This is a genomic window from Escherichia sp. KTE96, from assembly GCF_000408525.1.
GTDB classification, from domain to species: domain Bacteria; phylum Pseudomonadota; class Gammaproteobacteria; order Enterobacterales; family Enterobacteriaceae; genus Escherichia; species Escherichia marmotae.
Genome location: NZ_KE137149.1, coordinates 523,913 through 547,674, shown reverse-complemented (window position 1 = coordinate 547,674; position 23,762 = coordinate 523,913). Strand labels below are relative to the sequence as shown.

24 protein-coding genes are annotated in these 23,762 nt (G+C 54.0%); 14 read left to right on the top strand and 10 right to left on the bottom strand.

Annotated features, from left to right (window positions below; translation table 11 throughout):
* Nucleotides 1-132: 132 nt before the first annotated feature.
* The 3 genes from ftsX to ftsY are packed head-to-tail and all read right to left on the bottom strand — an operon-like array spanning nucleotide 133 to nucleotide 3,393.
* A complete protein-coding gene (gene ftsX, locus A1WG_RS11755) occupies nucleotides 133-1,191 on the bottom strand; it encodes a permease-like cell division protein FtsX (protein ID WP_001042022.1) in 1,059 nt (352 codons plus the stop codon).
* Nucleotides 1,184-1,852, bottom strand: a complete 669-nt coding sequence (gene ftsE / locus A1WG_RS11760; protein WP_000617724.1) for a cell division ATP-binding protein FtsE — start codon at nucleotides 1,850-1,852, stop codon at nucleotides 1,184-1,186. Before ftsE ends, ftsX begins: the two co-directional genes overlap by 8 nt.
* Before the next feature lie 2 nt (nucleotides 1,853-1,854).
* Nucleotides 1,855-3,393: a signal recognition particle-docking protein FtsY gene (gene ftsY, locus A1WG_RS11765; RefSeq protein ID WP_001517270.1), complete on the bottom strand. Its 1,539-nt coding sequence runs from the start codon at nucleotides 3,391-3,393 to the stop codon at nucleotides 1,855-1,857.
* Nucleotides 3,394-3,542: 149 nt separating this feature from the next.
* Here ftsY and rsmD point away from each other — a divergent pair, with 149 nt between their 5' ends.
* Both rsmD and A1WG_RS11775 read left to right on the top strand, forming a co-directional pair.
* Nucleotides 3,543-4,139 (top strand): 16S rRNA (guanine(966)-N(2))-methyltransferase, encoded by a 597-nt coding sequence (gene rsmD / locus A1WG_RS11770; protein ID WP_000743180.1) that lies wholly within the window; start codon nucleotides 3,543-3,545, stop codon nucleotides 4,137-4,139.
* Entirely contained in the window at nucleotides 4,129-4,398 is a 270-nt protein-coding gene (locus A1WG_RS11775; protein WP_001517271.1) for a DUF1145 family protein, read from the top strand. The genes rsmD and A1WG_RS11775 overlap by 11 nt, the downstream gene beginning before the upstream one ends.
* A gap of 2 nt (nucleotides 4,399-4,400) precedes the next feature.
* On the opposite strand, the gene A1WG_RS11780 is transcribed toward A1WG_RS11775, so the two are convergent.
* Entirely contained in the window at nucleotides 4,401-4,760 is a 360-nt protein-coding gene (locus A1WG_RS11780; RefSeq protein WP_001517272.1) for a DUF2500 domain-containing protein, read from the bottom strand.
* A gap of 140 nt (nucleotides 4,761-4,900) precedes the next feature.
* On the opposite strand from A1WG_RS11780, the gene A1WG_RS11785 reads away from it, so the two are divergent.
* Nucleotides 4,901-5,527: a lysoplasmalogenase gene (locus A1WG_RS11785; protein ID WP_000964706.1), complete on the top strand. Its 627-nt coding sequence runs from the start codon at nucleotides 4,901-4,903 to the stop codon at nucleotides 5,525-5,527.
* 73 nt (nucleotides 5,528-5,600) lie between these two features.
* Nucleotides 5,601-7,799 (top strand): Zn(II)/Cd(II)/Pb(II) translocating P-type ATPase ZntA, encoded by a 2,199-nt coding sequence (gene zntA / locus A1WG_RS11790; protein ID WP_001517273.1) that lies wholly within the window; start codon nucleotides 5,601-5,603, stop codon nucleotides 7,797-7,799.
* A gap of 32 nt (nucleotides 7,800-7,831) precedes the next feature.
* Here zntA and A1WG_RS11795 read toward each other — a convergent pair whose 3' ends face one another.
* Entirely contained in the window at nucleotides 7,832-8,140 is a 309-nt protein-coding gene (locus A1WG_RS11795; protein WP_001517274.1) for a hypothetical protein, read from the bottom strand.
* Nucleotides 8,141-8,404: 264 nt separating this feature from the next.
* The gene (gene tusA, locus A1WG_RS11800) at nucleotides 8,405-8,650 is read right to left on the bottom strand and encodes a sulfurtransferase TusA (protein ID WP_000130621.1); all 246 of its coding nucleotides are present in this window, start codon (nucleotides 8,648-8,650) and stop codon (nucleotides 8,405-8,407) included.
* Nucleotides 8,651-8,871: 221 nt separating this feature from the next.
* On the opposite strand from tusA, the gene A1WG_RS11805 reads away from it, so the two are divergent.
* Both A1WG_RS11805 and dcrB read left to right on the top strand, forming a co-directional pair.
* On the top strand, nucleotides 8,872-9,537 hold the full coding sequence (locus tag A1WG_RS11805) for a 7-cyano-7-deazaguanine/7-aminomethyl-7-deazaguanine transporter (protein ID WP_001517275.1): 666 nt from the start codon (nucleotides 8,872-8,874) through the stop codon (nucleotides 9,535-9,537).
* 72 nt (nucleotides 9,538-9,609) lie between these two features.
* A complete protein-coding gene (gene dcrB / locus A1WG_RS11810) occupies nucleotides 9,610-10,167 on the top strand; it encodes a phage sensitivity protein DcrB (protein WP_001245289.1) in 558 nt (185 codons plus the stop codon).
* 2 nt (nucleotides 10,168-10,169) lie between these two features.
* On the opposite strand, the gene A1WG_RS11815 is transcribed toward dcrB, so the two are convergent.
* On the bottom strand, nucleotides 10,170-11,420 hold the full coding sequence (locus A1WG_RS11815) for an MFS transporter (protein WP_001517276.1): 1,251 nt from the start codon (nucleotides 11,418-11,420) through the stop codon (nucleotides 10,170-10,172).
* A 98-nt stretch (nucleotides 11,421-11,518) separates the two neighbouring features.
* On the opposite strand from A1WG_RS11815, the gene A1WG_RS11820 reads away from it, so the two are divergent.
* The 8 genes from A1WG_RS11820 (at nucleotide 11,519) to nikR (ending at nucleotide 18,643) form a co-directional block, all read left to right on the top strand.
* A complete protein-coding gene (locus tag A1WG_RS11820) occupies nucleotides 11,519-12,568 on the top strand; it encodes an AI-2E family transporter (protein ID WP_001517277.1) in 1,050 nt (349 codons plus the stop codon).
* Between the two features lie 54 nt (nucleotides 12,569-12,622).
* Nucleotides 12,623-13,210 (top strand): 4'-phosphopantetheinyl transferase AcpT, encoded by a 588-nt coding sequence (acpT, locus tag A1WG_RS11825; protein WP_000285763.1) that lies wholly within the window; start codon nucleotides 12,623-12,625, stop codon nucleotides 13,208-13,210.
* Between the two features lie 110 nt (nucleotides 13,211-13,320).
* Complete coding sequence (nikA, locus tag A1WG_RS11830; protein WP_001517278.1) at nucleotides 13,321-14,895, top strand: nickel ABC transporter substrate-binding protein; 1,575 nt, start codon at nucleotides 13,321-13,323, stop codon at nucleotides 14,893-14,895.
* The gene (gene nikB, locus A1WG_RS11835) at nucleotides 14,895-15,839 is read left to right on the top strand and encodes a nickel ABC transporter permease subunit NikB (protein ID WP_000947086.1); all 945 of its coding nucleotides are present in this window, start codon (nucleotides 14,895-14,897) and stop codon (nucleotides 15,837-15,839) included. Before nikA ends, nikB begins: the two co-directional genes overlap by 1 nt.
* Complete coding sequence (gene nikC / locus A1WG_RS11840; RefSeq protein ID WP_001517280.1) at nucleotides 15,836-16,669, top strand: nickel ABC transporter permease subunit NikC; 834 nt, start codon at nucleotides 15,836-15,838, stop codon at nucleotides 16,667-16,669. The genes nikB and nikC overlap by 4 nt, the downstream gene beginning before the upstream one ends.
* Entirely contained in the window at nucleotides 16,669-17,433 is a 765-nt protein-coding gene (nikD, locus tag A1WG_RS11845) for a nickel import ATP-binding protein NikD (RefSeq protein ID WP_001517281.1), read from the top strand. The genes nikC and nikD overlap by 1 nt, the downstream gene beginning before the upstream one ends.
* Entirely contained in the window at nucleotides 17,430-18,236 is an 807-nt protein-coding gene (gene nikE / locus A1WG_RS11850) for a nickel import ATP-binding protein NikE (protein WP_000173709.1), read from the top strand. The genes nikD and nikE overlap by 4 nt, the downstream gene beginning before the upstream one ends.
* Nucleotides 18,237-18,241: 5 nt before the next feature.
* Nucleotides 18,242-18,643 carry a nickel-responsive transcriptional regulator NikR gene (gene nikR, locus A1WG_RS11855; protein WP_001190061.1) on the top strand — a complete coding sequence of 134 codons (402 nt, stop codon included), beginning with the start codon at nucleotides 18,242-18,244 and terminating at the stop codon, nucleotides 18,641-18,643.
* A 168-nt stretch (nucleotides 18,644-18,811) separates the two neighbouring features.
* On the opposite strand, the gene A1WG_RS11860 is transcribed toward nikR, so the two are convergent.
* Genes A1WG_RS11860 through A1WG_RS11870 form a run of 3 tightly spaced genes read right to left on the bottom strand, consistent with a single transcriptional unit; the run spans nucleotide 18,812 to nucleotide 23,735 of the window.
* Nucleotides 18,812-19,936: an ABC transporter permease gene (locus tag A1WG_RS11860; RefSeq protein WP_001314210.1), complete on the bottom strand. Its 1,125-nt coding sequence runs from the start codon at nucleotides 19,934-19,936 to the stop codon at nucleotides 18,812-18,814.
* Nucleotides 19,936-22,671, bottom strand: a complete 2,736-nt coding sequence (gene rbbA, locus A1WG_RS11865) for a ribosome-associated ATPase/putative transporter RbbA (RefSeq protein ID WP_001517282.1) — start codon at nucleotides 22,669-22,671, stop codon at nucleotides 19,936-19,938. The genes A1WG_RS11860 and rbbA overlap by 1 nt, the downstream gene beginning before the upstream one ends.
* Entirely contained in the window at nucleotides 22,668-23,735 is a 1,068-nt protein-coding gene (locus tag A1WG_RS11870; protein ID WP_000361522.1) for an HlyD family secretion protein, read from the bottom strand. Before A1WG_RS11870 ends, rbbA begins: the two co-directional genes overlap by 4 nt.
* Nucleotides 23,736-23,762 lie beyond the last annotated feature (27 nt).

The window sequence follows — 23,762 nt, the reverse complement described above, 5'->3', positions numbered from 1 at the left end:
ACAAGTTCAATGCTGGCTTGTGAATAAATTACGCACAAAATGTGACATAGAGATGAAATACCGGGAAGAGACAACGGGGTCTCTTTCCCTGCTACGGAACCCATTGCAGGGAAAGAGTATAGCACGCTTTTATTATTCCGGCGTAAAGTGGCGTAAATGCTGCACCGTGGCAAGCCACGCTGCCACCCAGCCAATCATCGAACACACCAGCAACAACAACAGGCATTCATCGAAAGATAACCCATTGATATCAAACTTCGTTCCGAATACCTGTGCCACTTCTGCAACCGCCGATGACAAACGTAGCACCAGGATTTCTGACAAAATTAATGACAGCAATGCGCCAGAAAATCCCAGCAGCGCACCACCGTACAGGAACGGGCGAAGGATGAAACCATCCGTCGCGCCAATCAGTTTCTGCACGTTAATAGAATCACGACGGGCAAAAATGCTCAGACGCACACTGTTGCCGATAACAAGGAACACTGCCGCCACCATCAGCACGCCGATCATTGCCGAAACACGCCCAACCAGCCCAGTCAGCGCGGTCAGACGGGCAAACCAGCTATCGTCCATTCGCACTTCATCAATGCCGTTAATCTGGGTAATACGGTCACGTAGCGTATTCAGTGACTCCGTACCCTGAAAATCGAGTTTCGGGATCACCACCGCTACTGCCGGAAGCGGGTTTTCCTCCAGCATATCCAGCGCACCGCCAAAACCAGACCAATTACGGAACTCGCCCAGCGCGTCTTCACGAGAAAGATAATTCACTTTCTCCACGCCCTGCTCGGCCTGTAGCTGCGCAACCACCCCCGCTGCGGCATCATCGTCCAGCGTTTTTTGCAGATAAACGGTGATTTGCGGTGACGGATAATATTGCGTCGCCGCATGGTTGACGTTTTTGTACACCATATAACAAACGCTGGGCAGCGTCAGGGAGATGGCGATCACCATCACCGTTAAAAACGTGGCGAACGGTTTGCTTTTTAGATCCTGCAAAGCACCGTGGAACGCATAGCGCACCTGTTCGTTGAAAACATTGGTTTTGCGATTCGCCGGTTTCGGTGATGACTTCGCTCGTTTCGGCGCGTTACGACCACCGTCGCCAGAGCCGCCGACCGATTTACGGAAGCGATCCAGACGTCCACCGAACTGGCGAATATTATTAATTGCATCGCGCTTATTCATGGGTCACGCCTCCATGCAAGTGACCATCGCTCAGAGTGAGCATGCGATAGGAACGCCGCGAAATCAGGTTAATATCGTGCGTTGCCATTAATACTGTTACTCCAACGCGGTTAAATTCTTCAAACAAACGTAAAATCCCTTCTGACAGCGCGTCGTCCAGGTTACCGGTCGGTTCATCCGCCAGCAGTACCGCAGGTTTGTTAACCACCGCACGGGCAATGCCAACGCGTTGTTGTTCACCGCCAGAAAGCTGAATAGGAAAGTTCTTCGCTTTGTCCAGTAGCCCGACTTTATCCAGCGCCGCCGATACACGGCGACGGATATCGTCACCACTGGCACCGGCGATAATCAGCGGGATCGCCACGTTATCGTAGACAGTACGATCCATCAGCAGATGGTGATCCTGGAAAATCATACCGATCTGGCGGCGCAGAAACGGAACTTCACGGTTTTTCAGACGCGTGATGTCATGGCCGCTAAACCAGATTTTCCCGGCGCTGGGCCGCTCAATCCCACAGATCAGCTTCAGGAGGGTACTTTTCCCTGCGCCGGAATGACCGGTCAGAAACGCCATCTCACCCGGCTGCATATGGAACGTCACGCCCTGCAGCGCCTGCCTCCCACCGAGATAAGCCTTGCTGACATGTTCAAAGCGAATCATTTTTAGTCCTCTCGGGCAAAAAGTGCCTCAATAAAGTCGTCCGCTTTAAACGGACGCAAATCCTCAATACGTTCGCCTACACCAATATAGCGGATAGGAATACCAAACTGGTCAGCCACCGAGAAAATTACCCCGCCTTTCGCCGTGCCGTCCAGTTTCGTCAGCGTGATACCGGTTAAGCCAACCGCTTCGTGGAACAGTTTGGCCTGGCTTACCGCATTCTGCCCGGTGCTGGCGTCGATAGTCAGCATAACTTCATGCGGAGCTTCAACGTCGAGTTTCTTCATCACGCGAACGATTTTCTTCAGCTCTTCCATCAGGTGCGATTTGTTCTGCAAACGTCCGGCGGTATCGGCAATCAGGACATCAACATTACGCGCCTTAGCGGCCTGAATGGCATCGAAGATAACAGAGGCGGAGTCCGCACCGGTATGCTGGGCAATCACCGGAATATTATTGCGCTGTCCCCAGACCTGAAGCTGCTCAACCGCTGCCGCACGGAAAGTATCGCCTGCCGCCAGCATTACCGACTTGCCCTGCTGCTCAAACTGACGCGCCAGCTTGCCGATGGTCGTGGTTTTACCCACACCGTTGACGCCCACCATCAGGATCACGAATGGTGTTTTGCCTTCGACATTCAGAGGCTCATCAACCTTCGCCAGAATCTCACCCATCTCTTCTTTCAGCAGGCCGTAGAGCGCCTCAGCATCGCGAAGCTGCTTGCGTGATGCGCCTTCTGTCAGATTGGTGATGATTTTGCGTGTGGTTTCCACGCCCACATCGGCAATCAAAAGCTGTTCTTCCAGCTCTTCAAACAGATCATCGTCGATTTTTTTCCCACGGAACAGGCTGATAAATCCGGAACCGAGGTTTTCTTTCGTTTTTAACAGGCTGCGCTTCAGGCGCGCGAAGAAACCTTCTTTGGTTGGTTTTTCCTGTTCCTGAGCGATTTCTTTAACCGGCTGATCTTCTTCTGCCGGAGTAACCACCATCACCGCCTCTTCTACCGCTTCGGCGGCCAGTGCCTGCGCTTCCAGCTCTTCGTCAGTGATTTCTTCTTGCGCCGCTTGTTCTTCCGCCGCGTCGACAATCTCCACGGTTTCCGCTTCTGCCTGCCATTCTTCTGGCGAAACTTCCTGGGCTTTGACTTCTTCCGGCAGCGGCAGTTCTTCACGCTCAATAGCCACCGGTTCCGGCATGACTTCAGGTTCAACTACCGGCGCTGGCGCTTCTTCAACTATAGATTCCGGCTCTGCAATAACTTCCGGTTCGCTAACAGCTTCAGGCTGCACTTTCTCACTTTCGACAACCTGTTCGCTTACTTCCACCACTTCGGCAGCAAAAGTTTCCGCCCCGGCTTCAGTATGAACCTGCGGCTGCTCTTCAACAGCTTGTTCAGCTACTTTCGCAGGCTCTTCTGCCTGAACGATTTCTTCTACAACCTGTTGTTCATTTTGGACTTCTGTCTCTTTTTCCGGGGTCTGCTCTTTTTGACCAAAGCCCAGCCAGGAAAAAAAGCCACGTTTTTTTTCTTTCGCCATCTGCGACTATACTCCTCGCTGTTGCTTCATGGCACAGCGTTCACGCTATGTACATAGCAGCTAAAAAAATGATGAAATAGTCTATCACTTAACTTATTCCACATCACCGCCTGCAATTATGTGTTATCTGGCGGATTGAGCACTTTATCATGAAAAAACCGAATCATTCCGGCAGCGGTCAAATCCGCATTATTGGCGGGCAGTGGCGAGGCCGTAAACTCCCGGTTCCTGATAGCCCAGGTCTACGCCCCACCACTGATCGCGTACGTGAAACCTTGTTTAACTGGCTAGCGCCGATAATTGTTGATGCGCAATGTCTGGATTGCTTCGCAGGTAGCGGGGCTCTGGGGCTGGAAGCCTTGTCACGCTACGCTGCGGGAGCTACGCTGGTTGAGATGGATCGTGCAGTATCTCAGCAGTTAATCAAGAATCTGGCGACGCTGAAAGCAGGCAATGCGCGAGTCGTGAACACCAATGCGATGTCTTTTCTGATGCAAAAAGGAACGCCGCATAATATTGTGTTTGTTGACCCACCGTTCCGCCGTGGCTTGTTGGAAGAAACCATTAATTTACTGGAAAACAACGGCTGGCTGGCTGATGAAGCCTGGGTTTATGTTGAAAGTGAAGTAGAAAATGGCCTGCCCACCGTTCCGGCAAACTGGTCGTTGTATCGCGAAAAAGTGGCGGGTCAGGTCGCTTATCGGTTGTATCAGCGTGAAACACAAGGAGAAAGTGATGCTGATTAATATTGGACGTTTGTTAATGCTCTGCGTTTGGGGATTTTTAATCCTCAATCTTTTTCAACCATTCCCACGCCCGCTGAATATTTTCGTTAATGTCGCGCTGATTTTTACAGTTCTGATGCATGGTATGCAACTGGCGCTGTTGAAATCGACCTTACCGAAAGATGGCCCACAGATGACCACTGCCGAAAAGGTGCGTATTTTCCTTTTCGGCGTGTTTGAACTGCTGGTCTGGCAGAAGAAATTTAAAGTTAAAAAATAACCTTATTTCTCGCCAACAAAGCTGACAAAACGCGTTCCTTTAAAGCTCAACGTACCTTTATCACCCACCGTCAGGGCATGGTACTGTTGAGCGTCAAGACGGAACGTCTGCTCCAGTCCGCCGCTTTGCGGTTTGAAACTCGCCTCATAACGCAGACTGGTGCCAGCCGGTATCACTTCCTGCTGACGCGAACGACGATCGTTAATCGGTGTTTCTCGCTTATTGCTCACCACCACCAGTTGTTGCTGGAGCGGTGCCATATCATTATCAGCTTTTTCCCGTCGCTGCTGCATAAAGCGAAACGATGCGGCGACAATGATTAAGCCAATGATAACAATAAAGAAAAGAGGTGCCTTGCTCATCTTTATCCCTCATCGGAAAATGCGGAAATAAGCATACCCTGCCAGTTATGGTGTTGTCATCCGTCCACCCTCGCCACTAAACTGGAAGCAAGACTGTAGGCATTCCGCTTACGAAAAAATAACGAATTCAAGGAACTAAGATGCTTTGGTCGTTTATCGCTGTCTGTCTTTCCGCATGGCTATCTGTGGATGCATCGTACCGTGGGCCAACCTGGCAACGCTGGCTATTTAAACCGTTAACCCTTCTTCTCCTGCTATTGCTGGCCTGGCAGGCACCAATGTTCGACGCGATTAGTTATCTGGTGCTGGCGGGGCTGTGTGCGTCACTGCTGGGTGATGCGTTAACCCTGTTACCACGCCAGCGTCTGATGTACGCCATCGGCGCGTTTTTCCTCTCACACCTGCTGTACACCATCTATTTCGCCAGCCAGATGACGCTCTCCTTCTTCTGGCCGTTGCCGCTGGTACTGCTGGTGCTGGGCGCGCTATTACTGGCCATTATCTGGACGCGTCTGGAAGAGTTCCGTTGGCCTGTCTGTACTTTTGTCGGTATGACGCTGGTAATGGTGTGGCTGGCAGGTGAGCTGTGGTTCTTCCGCCCGACCGCTCCCGCACTCTCTGCTTTTATGGGCGCTGCACTGCTGTTCATCAGTAACTTTGTCTGGCTGGGTAGTCACTATCGCCGCCGCTTCCGTGCGGATAACGCCATTGCAGCGGCTTGCTATTTTGCCGGTCACTTCCTCATCGTCCGCTCACTGTATCTCTGATAAAACTTGACTCTGGAGTCGACTCCAGAGTGTATCCTTCGGTTAATGAGAAAAAACTTAACCGGAGGATGCCATGTCGACTCCTGACAATCACGGCAAAAAAGCCCCTCAATTTGCCGCGTTCAAACCGCTAACCACGGCACAGAACGCCAACGACTGTTGCTGCGACGGTGCATGTTCCAGTACGCCAACACTCTCTGAAAAAGTCTCCGGCACTCGCTATAGCTGGAAAGTCAGCGGCATGGACTGTGCCGCCTGTGCGCGCAAAGTAGAAAATGCCGTGCGCCAGCTTTCTGGCGTGAATCAGGTACAGGTGTTATTCGCTACCGAAAAACTGGTGGTTGATGCCGACAATGACATCCGTGCGCAAGTTGAATCGGCGGTGCAAAAAGCGGGCTATTCCCTGCGCGATGAACAGGCCGCCGAAGAGCCAAAAGAATCACGCCTGAAAGAGAATCTACCGCTGATTACGCTCATTGTGATGATGGCGATCAGTTGGGGACTGGAGCAATTTAATCATCCGTTCGGTCAACTGGCGTTTATCGCCACCACGTTGGTTGGGCTGTACCCGATTGCTCGCCAGGCGTTGCGCTTAATTAAATCCGGCAGCTATTTTGCTATTGAAACGTTAATGAGCGTAGCCGCCATCGGCGCGCTGTTTATTGGCGCAACGGCAGAAGCCGCGATGGTATTGCTGCTGTTTTTGATTGGTGAACGGCTGGAAGGTTGGGCCGCCAGCCGCGCACGTCAAGGCGTCAGCGCATTAATGGCGTTGAAACCAGAAACCGCCACGCGCCTGCGTAACGGCGAACGTGAAGAAGTGGCGATTAACAGCCTGCGCCCTGGCGACGTGATTGAAGTTGCTGCGGGCGGGCGTTTACCTGCCGACGGTAAACTACTCTCACCATTTGCCAGTTTTGATGAAAGCGCCCTTACCGGCGAATCCATCCCTGTGGAACGCACAACAGGCGATAAAGTCCCTGCAGGTGCCACCAGCGTCGACCGACTGGTTACATTGGAAGTGCTATCAGAACCGGGTGCCAGCGCCATTGACCGCATTCTGAAACTGATCGAAGAGGCCGAAGAGCGCCGCGCACCGATTGAGCGATTTATCAACCGTTTCAGCCGTATTTACACGCCTGCGATTATGGCCGTCGCCCTGCTGGTGACGCTGGTGCCACCGCTGCTGTTTGCTGCAAGCTGGCAGGAGTGGATTTATAAAGGGCTGACGTTGTTACTGATTGGCTGCCCGTGTGCGTTAGTTATCTCCACGCCTGCGGCGATTACCTCCGGGCTGGCGGCAGCGGCGCGTCGTGGGGCGTTAATTAAAGGCGGCGCGGCGCTGGAGCAGTTAGGTCGTGTTACCCAGGTGGCGTTTGATAAAACCGGTACGCTAACCGTCGGTAAACCGCGCGTTACCGCGATGCATCCGGCAACCGGTGTTAGCGAATCTGAACTCCTGGCGCTGGCGGCAGCGGTGGAGCAAGGGGCAACACATCCACTGGCGCAGGCCATAGTTCGTGAAGCGCAAGTTGCCGCACTCAGCATTCCTGGCGCAGAGTCACAGCGAGCGCTGGTCGGCTCTGGCATTGAAGCGCTGGTCAACGGCGATCGGGTGCTGATATGCGCCGCAGGGAAACATCCTGCCGAAGCATTCGCCGGTTTGATTAACGAACTGGAAAGCGCCGGACAAACGGTAGTGCTGGTGGTGCGTAACGATGACGTGCTTGGTGTGATTGCGTTGCAGGATACGCTACGCGCCGACGCCGCAACTGCCATCAGTGAACTAAACGCACTGGGCGTTAAAGGGGTGATCCTCACCGGCGATAATCCGCGTGCAGCGGCAGCAATCGCCGGGGAACTGGGGCTGGAATTTAAAGCGGGCCTATTGCCGGAAGATAAAGTCAAAGCGGTGACCGAATTGAATCAACATGCACCGCTGGCGATGGTCGGCGACGGTATTAACGATGCGCCAGCGATGAAAGCGGCCGCCATCGGGATTGCAATGGGCAGTGGCACAGACGTGGCGCTGGAAACCGCCGACGCAGCATTAACGCATAACCACCTGCGCGGCCTGGTGCAAATGATTGAACTGGCACGCGCCACCCACGCCAATATCCGCCAGAACATCACCATTGCGCTGGGGCTGAAAGGCGTTTTCCTCGTCACTACGCTTTTAGGGATGACCGGCCTGTGGCTGGCAGTGCTGGCAGATACAGGTGCGACGGTGCTGGTGACGGCAAATGCGTTAAGGTTGTTGCGCAGGAAGTAAAGGTGTTGCCTGATAGCCTCTGGCTATCAGGCTTAGTGCTGAGGTGGGAACGGCGGCATGGTCAGGAAAGCGTAATATAGCGCTAACATCAGAATGACGGAGATAACACTGAATGCAGCAACCAGGCGGGATGCTAATGATGGCCTTTTGAACATCAACCACAGGGCATAAGCAAGCCCGACGCCGTTGAGTAAAGGTAAAAATATCATTAGCCAGAGCCAACCACAGACAAGTACCCCCAGCCATCCTCCCATGAGGATAAAAACAGGGAGCAGCCAATTGGGGGTGAATATCGCGAGTAATCCCAGCAATACCAGACAAACTGGAATTAAATAATCCATTTGTGCATTCCATTACACTTGCTTGCCGGATGCGGCGTAAACGCCTTATCCGGCCTACACAGGGCATCGAACTCGTAGGCATGATAAGACGCGACAGCGTCGCATCAGGCATTGTGCACCATATCGCCAGATGCAGCTTAAACGCTTTATTCGTTCTACAAGCCGGTTGCAAGCCGCAAAATTGAGCGCGATCGGCCCCCTCGCCCCTCTGGGGTGAGGGTTAAGGTGAGAGGAAAAGGCGGCATCGAAGCCAATCTGCCCCCATCAGCCACCTTTGCGAATCAAATAACGATAAGGCAGTCCGTCCGTCTCTTTGGCCACTAGTTCGTGTTCCATAAAGGTACAAAACCCAGGAATATCGCGGGTCGTGGCCGGATCATCGGCAATAATCAGCAACGTTTCGCCAGGCTGCATATTACGCACGGTTTTACGCACCATCATCACCGGTTCCGGGCAGCGCAGGCCTAGTGCGTCAAGTGTGTGGTCAGGGCTGGAAAAGAGATCGGTCATTTTCTTCTCGTCACATAAAAAAACGGCGCTAGTTTACGCCTTGCGAGTCCGTAAGCAAACCAGGTTAACGATTGCGTGAAAATTAACCATTGCATTGTTAACACAAAGCAGTATCATGCGGCGGCTCGAAAAAAGGGTAAGCGCGTTATTATCTCACTATAAAATAACGTGCCGTACGTATTGGGTTCCCTCACCCCAATGGTTAATCAAAAAGGTACAATATGAACGCTTTCTCGCAAACTCAACGCTATAAGGCGTTGTTCTGGTTATCGTTATTTCATCTACTGGTGATCACCTCCAGTAACTATCTGGTACAGCTTCCGGTCTCTATTTTCGGTTTTCATACCACCTGGGGCGCGTTTAGCTTTCCGTTTATTTTTCTTGCTACCGACCTGACCGTGCGTATTTTTGGCGCGCCGCTGGCTCGTCGTATCATCTTTGCGGTGATGATCCCCGCGTTGCTGATCTCCTACGTCATCTCGTCGCTGTTTTATATGGGTTCATGGCAGGGATTCGGCGCTCTCGCCCACTTCAACCTGTTTGTCGCCCGTATCGCTACCGCCAGCTTTATGGCCTACGCGCTGGGACAGATCCTCGACGTACACGTCTTTAACCGTCTGCGTCAGAGTCGTCGTTGGTGGCTGGCACCGACGGCTTCCACACTTTTCGGTAACGTCAGCGACACATTGGCCTTCTTCTTTATTGCTTTCTGGCGCAGTCCGGATGCCTTTATGGCCGAACACTGGATGGAAATCGCGCTGGTTGATTACTGTTTCAAAGTGTTAATTAGCATCGTTTTCTTCCTGCCAATGTATGGCGTATTACTCAATATACTATTGAAAAGACTGGCAGATAAATCCGAAATCAACGCTTTGCAGGCCAGTTAAAGGTTCGTTATCAGACTTGTGATAAGATGGATGAATGAGCCGTTATGGCCGTTTATCAAAAGGAAGATGTCAATGCGCAATCTGGTTAAATATGTCGGAATTGGCCTGCTGGTTATGGGGCTTGCGGCCTGTGATGATAAAGACACTAACGCTACAGCGGAAAGCACAGTCGCGGAAAGTAACGCTACCGCGAATACCGTCAACCTGCTTGATGGCAAGTTAAGCTTCTCGCTGCCAGCAGATATGACCGACCAGAGCGGTAAGCTGGGAACACAGGCCAATAACATGCACGTCTGGTCCGACGCCACTGGGCAGAAAGCAGTGATTATTATTATGGGCGATGATCCGAAAGAAGACCTGGCTGTGCTGGCGAAGCGTCTGGAAGATCAGCAACGTAGCCGCGATCCACAACTGCAAGTGGTGACTAACAAAGCCATTGAGCTGAAAGGTCACAAAATGCAGCAGTTAGACAGCATCATCTCCGCTAAAGGCCAGACGGCGTACTCTTCCGTCATTCTGGGTAACGTGGGAAATCAAATGCTGACGATGCAAATCACGCTGCCTGCTGACGATCAGCAAAAAGCGCAGACCACCGCAGAAAACATCATTAATACACTGGTGATTCAGTAATTTTAAGATGATGAAACGGCCTCCGGTACTTGCTCCGGAGGCCGTTTTTTTAATCGCCACGTCAGCAATAACGCGATTGCTACCAATCCCGCCGCCGCCAGATAAATCACTGGCACACCTGCCCAACTCATCACCAGCCCAGCCAGCGGCCCGGTCACGCCCAGCGATAAATCCATAAACACAGTATAGGTTGCCAGCGCCGCCCCCTGATTCTGCTGAGGCACCGCTTTTACCGCCACCACGCCCAACGCCGGGAACACCAGCGAAAATCCCGCCCCCGCCAGTAGGACGCCGATTTTCGCCATCCACGGCATGGTCGCCACGCCAACCAATAGCAGGCCGATAATCTCAACGCTAAAGCAGATCATCGCCACGTTTAAGCCGCCAATACGATTAATACCGTTAGGGAATAACAGCCGCGTACCGACAAATGCACAGCTAAACAGCGTCAGCGCGAAAGCTGCGCCGTCCCAACCTTTAGCGTCATAAAACAGTGTGATAAAAGTGGCGATGACACCAAATCCGGCGGAAGCCAACGCCAGTGCCATGCCGTATAGCCAGACGCGCCCAAGCACCGCGCGAAACGGCAGCGGCTTGCCTTTGTTGGCTTTCACTGAAGGACGCGGGATCGCCAACAGAATTGCCACCAGTGCCACGCCCATAATGATTAACGCCAGCGCCTGCAAACCGCCCCAGTGATAAAACAGCACGCCCAACGGCGCGCCCATAGCCATCGCCCCGTAAGTGACAATGCCGTTCCAGGAAATGACTCGCCCGATATGCAGCGAACCAACCACGCCAACGCCCCACAGTGTCGAGCCGGTTCCGGCAAAACTTTGTCCAATGCCGAGAATTACACGCCCCAGACACAGTAATAACAGGCTGATGACGGGCAGACTGGCGGTTAATCCTGCCGTCAGATACCCCAGACCACTCAAAAAGCAGCCGCACAGACCAAAGATGACTATCTTTTTTGGCCCCAGCAAATCGGCGTAACGGCCGGCATGAGGACGACTCAGCAAGGTGGCGAAATATTGCAGGCTGATAACCAGCCCCGCCCAGAAGGCGCTAAAACCCATCACATCATGGACATAGCCCGGCAATACAGCGAGCGGCAACCCGATGGTAAGGTAGCTGGCGAAGTTAAACATGACAATGGAGACAATGCGCAAATTCAGGCGCAATCCGTTAAATGCCGGTTCGGCAACGGGTTCGGGCATGAGGATCACCACGTTTTTACAACAGTGTTTCATTTTTACCACGTGCTGACGTGGAAATCAGCAGTAAGAATCAGAATATTGCTGGCGTGACTCCCGCTACACTTAATACAAAAAGTCACAAGGAAGCCCCAATGGAAACCCCTCAACCCGATAAAACGGGTATGCACATCCTGCTGAAGCTGGCCTCACTGGTGGTGATCCTCGCGGGTATTCACGCAGCAGCAGATATCATAGTGCAACTGTTGCTGGCGCTGTTTTTCGCCATTGTCCTCAACCCGCTGGTCACCTGGTTTATTCGTCGCGGAGTCCAGCGTCCCGTTGCCATTACGATTGTGGTGGTAGTAATGCTGATCGCACTTACCGCGCTGGTCGGCGTGCTGGCGGCATCGTTTAACGAATTTATCTCCATGTTGCCGAAATTTAACAAGGAACTGACGCGTAAACTCTTTAAATTACAAGAAATGTTGCCATTTCTTAATCTGCATATGTCGCCGGAACGGATGCTTCAGCGGATGGACTCAGAAAAACTCGTAACGTTCACCACTGCGCTAATGACCGGACTTTCCGGGGCAATGGCGAGCGTGCTTTTGCTGGTGATGACCGTGGTTTTCATGCTGTTTGAAGTGCGCCACGTGCCTTACAAAATGCGCTTTGCGCTGAATAACCCACAGATTCACATCGCGGGATTACACCGCGCACTTAAAGGCGTTTCGCATTATCTGGCCTTGAAGACGCTGTTAAGTTTATGGACGGGCGTGATCGTCTGGTTAGGGCTGGCGCTGCTGGACGTACAGTTTGCACTGATGTGGGCAGTTCTGGCGTTTTTGCTCAACTACGTGCCCAATATCGGCGCGGTGATCTCCGCCGTGCCGCCGATGATTCAAGTGCTGCTGTTTAATGGCGTTTACGAATGCATCCTGGTCGGCGCACTGTTTTTAATCGTCCATATGATCATCGGCAATATTTTAGAACCACGGATGATGGGCCATCGCCTTGGAATGTCCACCATGGTGGTGTTTCTTTCATTGTTAGTCTGGGGATGGCTGCTCGGCCCGATTGGCATGCTACTTTCAGTACCACTAACCAGCGTGTGTAAAATCTGGATGGAAACCACGAAGGGCGGCAGCAAACTGGCGATTTTACTGGGACCAGGCAGACCGAAAAGTCGGTTACCGGGATGAGGCGACAAGTGATACGATACGCACTTTCCATCATAATTAAACGTTGGCCCTGATATGTATCGGATAGTTCTGGGGAAAGTTTCGACCTTAAGCGCAGCTCCACTGCCACCGGCTTTGCGCGATCAAGCACCGCAAGGCCCACGGCGAGAACGCTGGCTGGCGGGGCGTGCATTGCTTTCGCACACGCTTTCTCCACTACCGGACATCATCTACGGTGAACAAGGGAAACCCGCCTTCCCCCCGGAAACGCCGCTCTGGTTCAACTTAAGTCATAGCGGTGACGATATCGCCCTGCTGTTGAGCGATGAAGGTGAAGTCGGCTGTGATATCGAAGTGATTCGCCCGCGCGCCAACTGGCGTTGGCTGGCGAACGCGGTGTTCAGCCTCGGAGAACATGCCGAAATGGACGCTGTGCATCCTGACCAACAACTGGAAGTGTTCTGGCGTATCTGGACACGCAAAGAAGCCATCGTTAAACAGCGTGGCGGCAGCGCCTGGCAAATCGTCAGCGTAGACAGCACCTACCAGTCATCGCTGTCAGTCAGCCATTGCCAGCTCGACAATTTAAGCCTGGCAATCTGCACCCCTACTCCCTTTACGCTCACCGCCGACAGTGTGCAATGGATCGATTCACTTAACTGATCCGCCCGTCCGACTGCCTATCTCTTGATCCAGAACAGGTTATCAGTATGACGAATACTTAAAATCGTCATACTTATTTCCGCCATCTATTTTAATCCATTGGGGTTACCATGTTCTCCACACTCCGCCGCACTCTGTTTGCGCTGCTGGCTTGTGCGTCTTTTATCGTCCATGCCGCCGCGCCAGATGAAATCACCACCGCCTGGCCGGTGAACGTCGGGCCACTAAACCCGCACCTTTACACGCCTAACCAGATGTTCGCCCAGAGCATGGTTTATGAACCATTGGTGAAATATCAGGCAGACGGTTCGGTGACCCCGTGGCTGGCAAAAAGCTGGACCCATTCGGAAGATGGCAAAACCTGGACCTTCACCCTGCGTGATGACGTGAAATTCTCTAATGGTGAACCGTTCGATGCAGAGGCCGCAGCAGAAAACTTCCGCGCAGTGCTCGATAACCGTCAACGTCACGCCTGGCTGGAGCTGGCAAATCAGATTGTTGGTGTCAAAGCACTCAGCAAAACCGAGCTACAAATCACCCTGAAAAGCGCCTACTATCCTTTCCTGCAAGAACTGGCTCTGCCGCGCCCTTTCCGCTTTATCGCTCCGTCACAATTTAAAAACCACGAAACCATGAACGGGATTAAAGCCCCGATTGGCACCGGGCCGTGGGTTTTGCAGGAATCGAAACTGAATCAATACGATGTCTTCGTCCGTAACGAAAACTACTGGGGTGAAAAACCGGCAATTAAAAAGATCACCTTCAACGTGATCCCCGACCCGACTACTCGCGCGGTAGCTTTCGAAACCGGTGATATCGACCTGCTGTACGGTAATGAAGGGCTGCTGCCACTCGATACCTTCGCCCGCTTTAGCCAGACCCCGGCTTACCACACTCAACTGTCACAACCGATCGAAACTGTGATGCTGGCGCTTAATACCGCCAAAGCCCCTACCAACGAGCTGGCAGTGCGGGAAGCGCTCAATTACGCCGTAAACAAAAAATCGCTGATTGATAACGCATTGTATGGCACCCAGCAGGTTGCCGACACTCTGTTTGCCCCTTCTGTGCCTTACGCTAATCTCGGCCTGAAGCCGCGCCAGTACGATCCACAGAAAGCGAAAGATTTGCTGGAAAAAGCAGGCTGGACGCTGCCTGCGGGCAAAGATATCCGCGAGAAAAACGGTCAGCCGCTGCGCATTGAACTGTCGTTCATCGGCACCGATGCGTTAAGCAAATCAATGGCAGAAATCATTCAGGCCGATATGCACCAGATTGGCGCTGATATCACATTAATTGGAGAAGAAGAGAGCAGTATCTACGCCCGCCAACGTGACGGTCGATTTGGCATGATTTTCCACCGCACCTGGGGCGCGCCATACGATCCACACGCTTTCCTGAGTTCGATGCGCGTACCGTCGCACGCTGACTTCCAGGCACAGCAAGGATTAGCCGACAAGCCGCTGATTGATAAAGAGATTGGCGAAGTGCTGGCGACCCATGACGAAACACAACGTCAGGCACTATATCGCGACATTCTGACCCGTCTGCACGACGAGGCGGTTTATCTGCCAATCAGCTATATCTCGATGATGGTGGTGGCAAAACCGGAACTAGGCAACATCCCCTACGCGCCGATTGCCACTGAAATTCCGTTCGAACAGATTAAACCGGTGAAACCTTAATGTTGCGTTATGTATTGCGCCGCTTTCTGCTGCTGATCCCGATGGTGCTTGCCGCCTCGGTGATCATTTTTCTGATGCTACGCCTCGGCACCGGCGATCCAGCGCTCGATTATCTGCGTCTGTCCAACCTGCCGCCGACGCCGGAAATGCTGGCTTCTACCCGCACAATGCTCGGTCTGGATCAGCCGCTGTACGTGCAATACGGCACCTGGCTGTGGAAGGCGCTACATCTTGATTTTGGTGTCTCATTCGCCAGCCAACGCCCGGTGCTGGACGATATGCTGAATTTCCTGCCCGCCACGCTGGAACTGGCAGGCGCAGCGCTGGTGTTAATTCTGCTCACTTCCGTGCCGCTCGGTATCTGGGCGGCGCGCCATCGCGATCGCCTGCCCGATTTCGCCGTGCGTTTTATCGCGTTTCTCGGCGTGTCGATGCCTAACTTCTGGCTGGCATTTTTGCTGGTGATGGGGTTTTCGGTGTATCTGCAATGGCTGCCCGCGATGGGCTACGGCGGCTGGCAGCACCTCATTTTACCTGCGGTATCCATCGCCTTTATGTCGCTGGCGATAAACGCACGTCTGCTGCGCGCCAGTATGCTCGACGTCGCCGGTCAGCGTCACGTGACCTGGGCGCGGCTACGCGGTCTGAACGACAAACAGACCGAACGCCGTCACATCCTGCGCAATGCCTCGCTGCCGATGATCACCGCCGTGGGGATGCACATTGGCGAACTGATCGGCGGGACAATGATTATCGAAAATATCTTTGCCTGGCCGGGCGTCGGCCGTTACGCCGTGTCGGCAATTTTTAACCGTGACTATCCGGTCATTCAGTGTTTTACGCTGATGATGGTGGTGGTTTTTGTGGTCTGTAATTTGATTGTTGATTTGATCAATGCTGCGCTGGACCCGCGTATTCGTCGTCATGAAGGAGCGCACGCGTGAACTTTTTCCACTCTTCCCGCTGGTCGGTACGTCTGGCGCTGATCATTATCGCCCTGCTGGCGCTGATTGCGCTCACCAGCCAGTGGTGGCTACCGTATGATCCACAGGCGATTGATCTGCCTTCTCGCCTGCTTTCGCCAGATGCGCAGCACTGGTTGGGCACTGATCATTTAGGCCGCGATATTTTCTCGCGGCTGATGGCGGCGACTCGCGTGTCGCTCGGCTCAGTAATGGCCTGCCTGCTGCTGGTACTGACGTTAGGGTTGATTATTGGCGGTAGCGCCGGGCTGATTGGCGGGCGCGTCGATCAGGCCACCATGCGCGTTGCGGATATGTTTATGACCTTCCCGACCTCGATTCTGTCGTTCTTTATGGTCGGCGTACTCGGCACCGGGCTAACCAACGTGATTATCGCCATCGCCCTGTCGCACTGGGCGTGGTACGCACGTATGGTGCGCAGCCTGGTGATTTCACTGCGCCAACGCGAGTTTGTGCTGGCGTCACGGCTTTCTGGCGCGGGCCATGTGCGGGTGTTTGTCGACCATCTGGCAGGCGCGGTGATCCCTTCGCTGCTGGTACTGGCAACGCTGGATATCGGCCATATGATGCTGCACGTGGCGGGAATGTCCTTCCTCGGCCTCGGCGTGACCGCGCCGACCGCCGAATGGGGCGTGATGATTAACGACGCGCGCCAGTATATCTGGACTCAGCCGCTGCAAATGTTCTGGCCGGGGCTGGCGCTGTTTATCAGCGTGATGGCCTTTAACCTGGTGGGTGACGCACTGCGCGATCATCTGGATCCTCATCTGGTGACGGAGCACGCACACTAATGCCGCAACAGATTGAACTGCGCGATATCGCGCTACAGGCCGCAAAGCCGCTGGTGCACGGTGTATCGTTAACCCTGCAACGCGGGCGCGTGCTGGCGTTAGTTGGCGGTAGCGGCAGCGGGAAATCATTAACCTGCGCCGCGACGCTGGGCATTCTACCCGCAGGCGTTCGCCAGACGGCTGGGGAAATTTTAGCCGATGGCAAACCGGTTTCTCCCTGCACCCTGCGCGGTGTCAAAATTGCTACCATCATGCAAAACCCACGCAGCGCCTTTAATCCGCTGCACACCATGCACACCCACGCGCGGGAAACCTGCCAGGCGTTAGGGAAACCCGCCGATGACGCCACGCTTATCGCAGCCATAGAAGCAGTGGGGCTGGAAAACGCTGCGCGCGTGCTGAAGCTGTACCCGTTCGAGATGAGCGGCGGCATGTTGCAGCGCATGATGATTGCGATGGCAGTGCTGTGTGAATCACCGTTTATCATCGCTGATGAACCGACTACCGACCTTGATGTGGTGGCGCAGGCGCGCATCCTTGATCTGCTGGAAAGCATTATGCAAAAGCAGGCTCCGGGAATGTTGCTGGTCACTCATGATATGGGCGTAGTGGCGCGTCTGGCGGACGATGTAGCAGTGATGTCACACGGTAAGATTGTCGAACAGGGCGATGTCGAAACGCTGTTTAACGCGCCGCAACATCCGGTGACGCGCAGCCTGGTTTCCGCTCATCTCGCGCTTTACGGTATGGAGCTGGCATCATGACTTTACTTAACGTTTCCGGCCTTTCACATCACTATGCGCACGGTGGATTTAGCGGTAAGCACCAGCATCAGGCGGTACTGAATAACGTTTCTCTGACCCTGAAAAGCGGTGAAACTGTCGCCTTGCTGGGGCGCAGCGGCTGTGGGAAAAGTACTCTCGCACGGCTGCTGGTGGGTTTAGAGTCGCCGTCGCAGGGCACGATTAGCTGGCGCGGTGAACCGCTGGCGAAGCTCAATCGCGCCCAGCGTAAAGCGTTCCGCCGTGATATTCAGATGGTGTTTCAGGACTCCATCAGCGCCGTTAACCCACGCAAAACCGTGCGCGAGATCCTGCGTGAGCCGATGCGTCACCTGTTATCGCTGAAAAAATCGGAGCAACTGGCGCGCGCCAGCGAAATGCTGAATGCGGTAGATCTCGACGACAGCGTGCTCGACAAGCGCCCACCGCAGCTAAGCGGCGGCCAACTCCAGCGCGTCTGCCTGGCGCGCGCGCTGGCAGTCGAACCGAAATTGCTGATTCTGGATGAAGCCGTTTCTAACCTTGACCTGGTACTGCAGGCGGGAGTGATTCGCCTGCTGAAAAAGCTGCAACAGCAGTTTGGCACCGCCTGCCTGTTCATCACCCACGACTTACGCCTGGTAGAACGTTTTTGCCAGCGGGTAATGGTGATGGACAACGGGCAAATCGTCGAAACCCAGGTGGTGGGAGAGAAATTAACCTTTTCCTCTGACGCCGGACGTGTGCTACAAAACGCGGTATTACCCGCATTCCCCGTGCGCCGTCGCGCCACAGAAAAGGTTTAACGCAAATGCAACGAGTCACCATCACGCTTGATGACGATTTACTGGAGACGCTGGACAGCCTGAGCCAGCGTCGCGGCTATAACAACCGTTCCGAAGCTATCCGCGATATTCTGCGTAGCGCTCTGGCACAGGAGGCTACCCAGCAGCACGGCACACAAGGTTTCGCGGTGCTCTCCTATGTGTATGAACACGAAAAACGCGACTTAGCCAGCCGTATTGTCTCCACGCAGCATCACCACCACGACCTTTCGGTCGCCACGCTGCATGTGCACATTAATCACGACGACTGCCTGGAAATCGCCGTGCTGAAAGGTGACATGGGCGATATACAGCATTTTGCCGATGATGTTATCGCCCAGCGCGGCGTACGGCACGGGCATTTGCAGTGCTTGCCGAAGGAAGATTGATTTATTTCTGAAACGAGGAAAGAAAAGATATTAACTGAACTTAATTTATAAAATTAAGTTCAGTTGCATAGATAGATCCTGTAAAGGCAGATGTTCTGCGTAATGAACGCAGCTAAAATTTATGACTTCGCTTTATGACATCACAATATGAAGCCAGGTTTCCCTTCCTTACGCCATTGTCCCAATCGTCTTCCTGAATCGCAGTAGCGCGATGGTGAAAAACGCGCCGCCAATTGCCATCAGCGTCAGGAACTGCGGCCAGACGATTTCGAATCCGGCACCACGGTAGAGAATGGCTTGCGCGAGGCTAACAAAGTGTGTCGTCGGCATGGTCAGCATAATATCCTGCACCATCTGCGGCATACTTTCGCGCGGGGTAGAGCCACCGGAAAGCATTTGTAACGGTAGCAACACCAGAATCACCAGCAGCCCAAGCTGTGGCATCGAACGTGCTATCGTCCCCATAAAAATGCCGATTGACGTGGTGGCAAACAAACTGAGCGCTACACCCAGCATAAACAGCGGGATCGAGCCTTCAATCGGTACGCCCAGCACACCTTTCACCATCAGCACCAGCGATAATCCCGACACCACCAACACCACCAGCCCCATCGACCAGACCTTCGCCATCATGATCTCAAACGGCGTTATCGGCATCACCAACAAGTGTTCCACCGTGCCGTGTTCACGCTCACGGATCAGTGCCGATCCGGTGAGCACAATCGCCAGCATGGTAATGTTGTTGATGATCGCCATCACCCCGCCAAACCACGCGGGGTCGAGGTTCGGGTTAAAGCGCATGCGGGTTTCCAGCGATACCAACGGTTCGCTGTTATCACGGTAGCGCGCGACAAAGCTATTCACTTCACCGTTGATAATATTCTGGATATAACCGTTGCCAGTGAATGCCTGGCTCATGCGCGTGGCATCGACGTTCACCTGAATATCTGGCTGGCGTCCGGCGAGGACATCACGCTGAAAATTTGGCGGAATATTTATCGCGAAGGTATAGCGTCCGGCGTCCAGTCCGGCATCCATCTCATCGGCGGTGATCATCTCCGGTGGCAAAAACCACGGGCGATAGAAGCTGTTAACGATCCGGTTCGACAATTGCGATTGATCCATATCGGCAATAGCGATCGGCGCGAGGTTCAACGATCCTGGCGTAACGGTTGCCGACGAGTACACCGACACCGTAAACGAGAAGACAATCAGCGTCAGCATCGCTTTATCACCGAGCAGACTGCGCAACTCTTTGATACCCAGATTAAAAATATTGCGTAAATGGCGCATCATCCCTCCTGTTTTTTCAGTAGCAGGATGCTTAAGCCCATCACCAGCGGTATGGCTATCAGCAACGGGATGAAAAGTTGCCACAAATCAGTCAGATCCAGCGCCTTCGAGAATGTCCCACGGGCGATAGTCAGAAAATGGCTGGTCGGATAAACCTCGCCAATCCAACGTCCCGGCCCTTCCAGTGAAGCTACCGGATCGATCATCCCGGAAAACTGCGTCGCCGGAATCAACGTGATTATGGCAGTACCGAAAATGGCGGCTATCTGGCTTTTCATAAAGGTGGAGATCAGCAGCCCCATTCCGGTGGCGATGATGATATACAGCAGTGCCGCCAGGGTGAGCGTCAGGAAACTGCCTTTATGCGGCACGCCAAACACAAACACCGACAGGCCGCAGAGCAGGAAAAAGTTCAGCATTCCCAGCGCGATGTACGGTAACTGTTTACCGAGCAAAAATTCGCTGCGGGTAGTAGGCGTAACGTAGAGATTGATAATCGACCCCAACTCTTTTTCCCGTACCACGCTAAGGGCGCTTAGCATTGAGGGAATCATCATCAACAGAAGCGGGATCACCGCCGGAACAATCGCTGGCAGACTTTTTACGTCCGGGTTATAGCGATAGCGCGTCTCAATGTTCATCAGACCGCTTTGACTGGCTGGTGTCGATTGTTGGCTTGCCTCGTTCTGTAGCCAGTTCTGATGCATCGCCTGCACGTAACCTTTTACCGTTTCAGCGCGGCTGGGCATCGCGCCGTCGATCCAGACGCCGATTTCCACCGGCGTACCGCGTGCGATATCGCGGCCAAAATTGGGTGGGATCTCAATCGCTACCGTCACATCTCCTGCACGCATCCGGCGCTCAAGCTCATCGTAACTGGTGAGCGGCGGCTGTTCGATAAAGTAACGGGAACCGGAGAGATTGAGTGTCCACGCCTGGCTGCTGACAGTCTGGTCGCGGTCAAGCACCGCAAAGCGCAGGTTTTCCACATCCATACTGATGCCGTAACCCATTATCAGCATCAGGATCACCGTCCCCATCAGCGCCAGCGTTGAACGTACCGGATCGCGTCGCAGTTCCAGTGCTTCGCGGCGGCTGTAGCTAAACAGACGACGCAGGCTAAATCCCTGACGTGGCGCGTGAGTGGTGTCATGTCCCACGGGCGGTGCTTCAACTTCGTTGCTCTGCCCTGCCGCTTCCTGCAAATAGGCGATAAATGCCTCTTCCAGACTGGCAGCCCTGCGTTTCTCAACCAGCTCCTGCGGCGTGCCACTGGCGAGTACTTTTCCGGCGTGCATCAGCGAGATGCGGTCGCAGCGTTCCGCTTCGTTCATAAAGTGGGTGGAGATGAAAATGGTCACTTTGTCCTGGCGCGAGAGATCCACCATCAACTGCCAGAACATATCCCTCGCCACTGGATCGACGCCAGAAGTCGGCTCATCGAGGATTAACATCTCCGGGCGATGAATCACCGCCACAGCCAGCGAAAGTCGCTGACGAATACCGAGCGGCAGGGATTCCGGCAGTGCATCTTCAACATCGTTGAGCTTAAAACGCTCGCTCATCTCAGCAACTCGCGCAGGAATGTCCGCTTCCGGAATGTGAAACAAGCGGGCATGTAGCTCAAGGTTTTGCCGCACGGTGAGTTCGTTATAAAGCGAAAACGCCTGCGACATATAACCCACCCGCCGGCGGGTATCGATATCTTTTGGATCGACTGGTTGCCCAAACAACCACGCTTCACCTTCGCTGGCAGGCAGCAGCCCGGTGAGCATTTTCATGGTGGTGGATTTACCGCAGCCGTTCGAACCGAGAAACCCAAAAATCTCCCCGCGTGGAATGCGAAAATTAACGTGATCAACAGCGACAAAGGAACCAAAACGCATGGTCAGATCGCGCGCTTCGATGGCAATCTCTGCGTTTTCAGGTTGATACGGTGGGATGACTACCGCCTGATGCGCCTGGCGTTGCGCTTGCGGCAACAGATTTATAAATGCTTCTTCCAGCGTGGCGCTTTGCGTTTGCTGCCGCAGCTCTTCGGCACTTCCGGTTGCCAGCACTTCTCCGGCATTCATCGCTACCAGCCAGTCGAAGCGTTCGGCCTCTTCCATATAGGCGGTGGCAACCAGCACGCTCATATTACTCTGCCGCTGGCGGATGCTGTCGATCAGATCCCAGAACTGGGCGCGGGAGAGCGGGTCAACCCCCGTCGTAGGCTCATCAAGAATCAACAATTCCGGATCGTGGATTAACGCACAACACAACCCAAGTTTTTGCTTCATGCCGCCGGAGAGTTTACCCGCCGGACGATCGCGAAAAGGTGCTAACCCGGTGCTGGTCAGTAGTTCATTAATTCGCACTTCCCGCTCCGCTTTGTCGTGACCGAACAAGCGGGCGAAAAAATCGACGTTTTCATACACCGACAAGGTGTGGTAGAGGTTTTTGCCCAGTCCTTGTGGCATCCAGGCGATGCGCGGGCAGACGTCGCGGCGATGCTTCGGGTCGCGCATATCGCCGCCCAATACCATCACGCTGCCCTGCTCAATGACGCGGGCACCAGAAATCAACGACAACAAACTCGACTTCCCGACACCGTCAGGGCCAATCAGCCCGACCATACAGCGGGCCGGAATATCGAGAGTGATATTGTTCAGCGCAACGGTTTTTCCATAATGCTGGCTCACGCCCGCCAGTTGCGCGACAGGCGGGACGGGAACCAGTTCCAGATGCGTCATTGCGGCAACCTCACCGCCAGGTCTTCAGGCCACGGAAGTTCTTCATTCACCCGCACCCACGCCACGCCCGGCAAGCCAGTTTTGACATATTCCAGATGCTGCTGGAGTAATTCCGGTGGGATACGCGCTTTGACGCGGAACATCAGTTTCAGCCGTTCATCGCTGGTTTCGACGGTTTTTGGCGTGAACTGGGCAACGCTGGCGACAAAGCTGATGGTCGCCGGAATACGCAGATCTGGCGCGGCATCAAGGATCAGACGCGCTTCCCCGCCCAGTTTCAGCGTGCCAGCCTGTTCGGTTGGCAGGAAGAAGGTCATATAGACATCGCTCAGGTCGACCATATTCAGCACCCGACCGCCTGCCGCCAACACTTCACCAGGCTCAGCAACCCGATACTGCACACGTCCGTCGCGCGGGGCTTTCAGTTCACTATCGTCGATATCTGCCGCGATACGCCGTTCAGTGGCTTGTGCGGCTTCGACACGCGTTTGCGCCTGAATGATATTGGTGCGTGCCGCTTCTATAGCGGCTTTAGAGGCAGAAACCTGGGCTTTTGCCGATTCCAGCGCAGCACGGGCGCTTTCGGCAGCGGCGCGGTCATCATCCAGTTGTTGCGCAGAAATAGCCCCACTATGGGCGAGCGAGCGGGAACGGGTATGACGTTTGGCAACGGAGTCCAGTTCAGCCTGGCGTTGATTGACCAGCGACTGCGCGGCGCGAGTTTCACTTTGCCTCTGCTCCAGCAAGGCCCGGGCGGCAGCAACGGCGCTTTGTGCTTCTTTGATTTGTGCGATGGCTTCCAGCCGCTGCTCCTGCAACACGCGGGTATCCATTTTCGCCAGCACTTCACCTTCGCGGACAAACTGGCCTTCTTTCACCAGAATAGTGTCGATACGCCCGGCGATTTTGCTGGCGATATCCACTTCCGTCGCTTCAATGCGCCCATTACTGACGGCAAAACCTTCCGGCACACCTGTCGGGCGCAACAACCACCATGCCACGACGGTAGCAACCGCCAGAACCCCGACAACCCACCACGCCAGATGGCGTTTACTCTTATCCATAATCGATCCGCCATAATCCCTGTAAGC

Coding starts and splice junctions, on each gene's coding strand:
- rsmD (WP_000743180.1), top strand. CDS start 3,543: ATGAAAAAACCGAATCATTCCGGCAGCGGTCAAATCCGCATTATTGGC.
- A1WG_RS11860 (WP_001314210.1), bottom strand. CDS start 19,936: ATGCGCCATTTACGCAATATTTTTAATCTGGGTATCAAAGAGTTGCGC.
- tusA (WP_000130621.1), bottom strand. CDS start 8,650: ATGACCGATCTCTTTTCCAGCCCTGACCACACACTTGACGCACTAGGC.
- nikA (WP_001517278.1), top strand. CDS start 13,321: ATGTTCTCCACACTCCGCCGCACTCTGTTTGCGCTGCTGGCTTGTGCG.
- nikD (WP_001517281.1), top strand. CDS start 16,669: ATGCCGCAACAGATTGAACTGCGCGATATCGCGCTACAGGCCGCAAAG.
- zntA (WP_001517273.1), top strand. CDS start 5,601: ATGTCGACTCCTGACAATCACGGCAAAAAAGCCCCTCAATTTGCCGCG.
- A1WG_RS11785 (WP_000964706.1), top strand. CDS start 4,901: ATGCTTTGGTCGTTTATCGCTGTCTGTCTTTCCGCATGGCTATCTGTG.
- nikB (WP_000947086.1), top strand. CDS start 14,895: ATGTTGCGTTATGTATTGCGCCGCTTTCTGCTGCTGATCCCGATGGTG.
- ftsX (WP_001042022.1), bottom strand. CDS start 1,191: ATGAATAAGCGCGATGCAATTAATAATATTCGCCAGTTCGGTGGACGT.
- ftsE (WP_000617724.1), bottom strand. CDS start 1,852: ATGATTCGCTTTGAACATGTCAGCAAGGCTTATCTCGGTGGGAGGCAG.
- A1WG_RS11780 (WP_001517272.1), bottom strand. CDS start 4,760: ATGAGCAAGGCACCTCTTTTCTTTATTGTTATCATTGGCTTAATCATT.
- rbbA (WP_001517282.1), bottom strand. CDS start 22,671: ATGACGCATCTGGAACTGGTTCCCGTCCCGCCTGTCGCGCAACTGGCG.
- acpT (WP_000285763.1), top strand. CDS start 12,623: ATGTATCGGATAGTTCTGGGGAAAGTTTCGACCTTAAGCGCAGCTCCA.
- A1WG_RS11815 (WP_001517276.1), bottom strand. CDS start 11,420: ATGAAACACTGTTGTAAAAACGTGGTGATCCTCATGCCCGAACCCGTT.
- A1WG_RS11820 (WP_001517277.1), top strand. CDS start 11,519: ATGGAAACCCCTCAACCCGATAAAACGGGTATGCACATCCTGCTGAAG.
- nikR (WP_001190061.1), top strand. CDS start 18,242: ATGCAACGAGTCACCATCACGCTTGATGACGATTTACTGGAGACGCTG.
- dcrB (WP_001245289.1), top strand. CDS start 9,610: ATGCGCAATCTGGTTAAATATGTCGGAATTGGCCTGCTGGTTATGGGG.
- A1WG_RS11775 (WP_001517271.1), top strand. CDS start 4,129: ATGCTGATTAATATTGGACGTTTGTTAATGCTCTGCGTTTGGGGATTT.
- ftsY (WP_001517270.1), bottom strand. CDS start 3,393: ATGGCGAAAGAAAAAAAACGTGGCTTTTTTTCCTGGCTGGGCTTTGGT.
- A1WG_RS11870 (WP_000361522.1), bottom strand. CDS start 23,735: ATGGATAAGAGTAAACGCCATCTGGCGTGGTGGGTTGTCGGGGTTCTG.
- A1WG_RS11795 (WP_001517274.1), bottom strand. CDS start 8,140: ATGGATTATTTAATTCCAGTTTGTCTGGTATTGCTGGGATTACTCGCG.
- nikE (WP_000173709.1), top strand. CDS start 17,430: ATGACTTTACTTAACGTTTCCGGCCTTTCACATCACTATGCGCACGGT.
- A1WG_RS11805 (WP_001517275.1), top strand. CDS start 8,872: ATGAACGCTTTCTCGCAAACTCAACGCTATAAGGCGTTGTTCTGGTTA.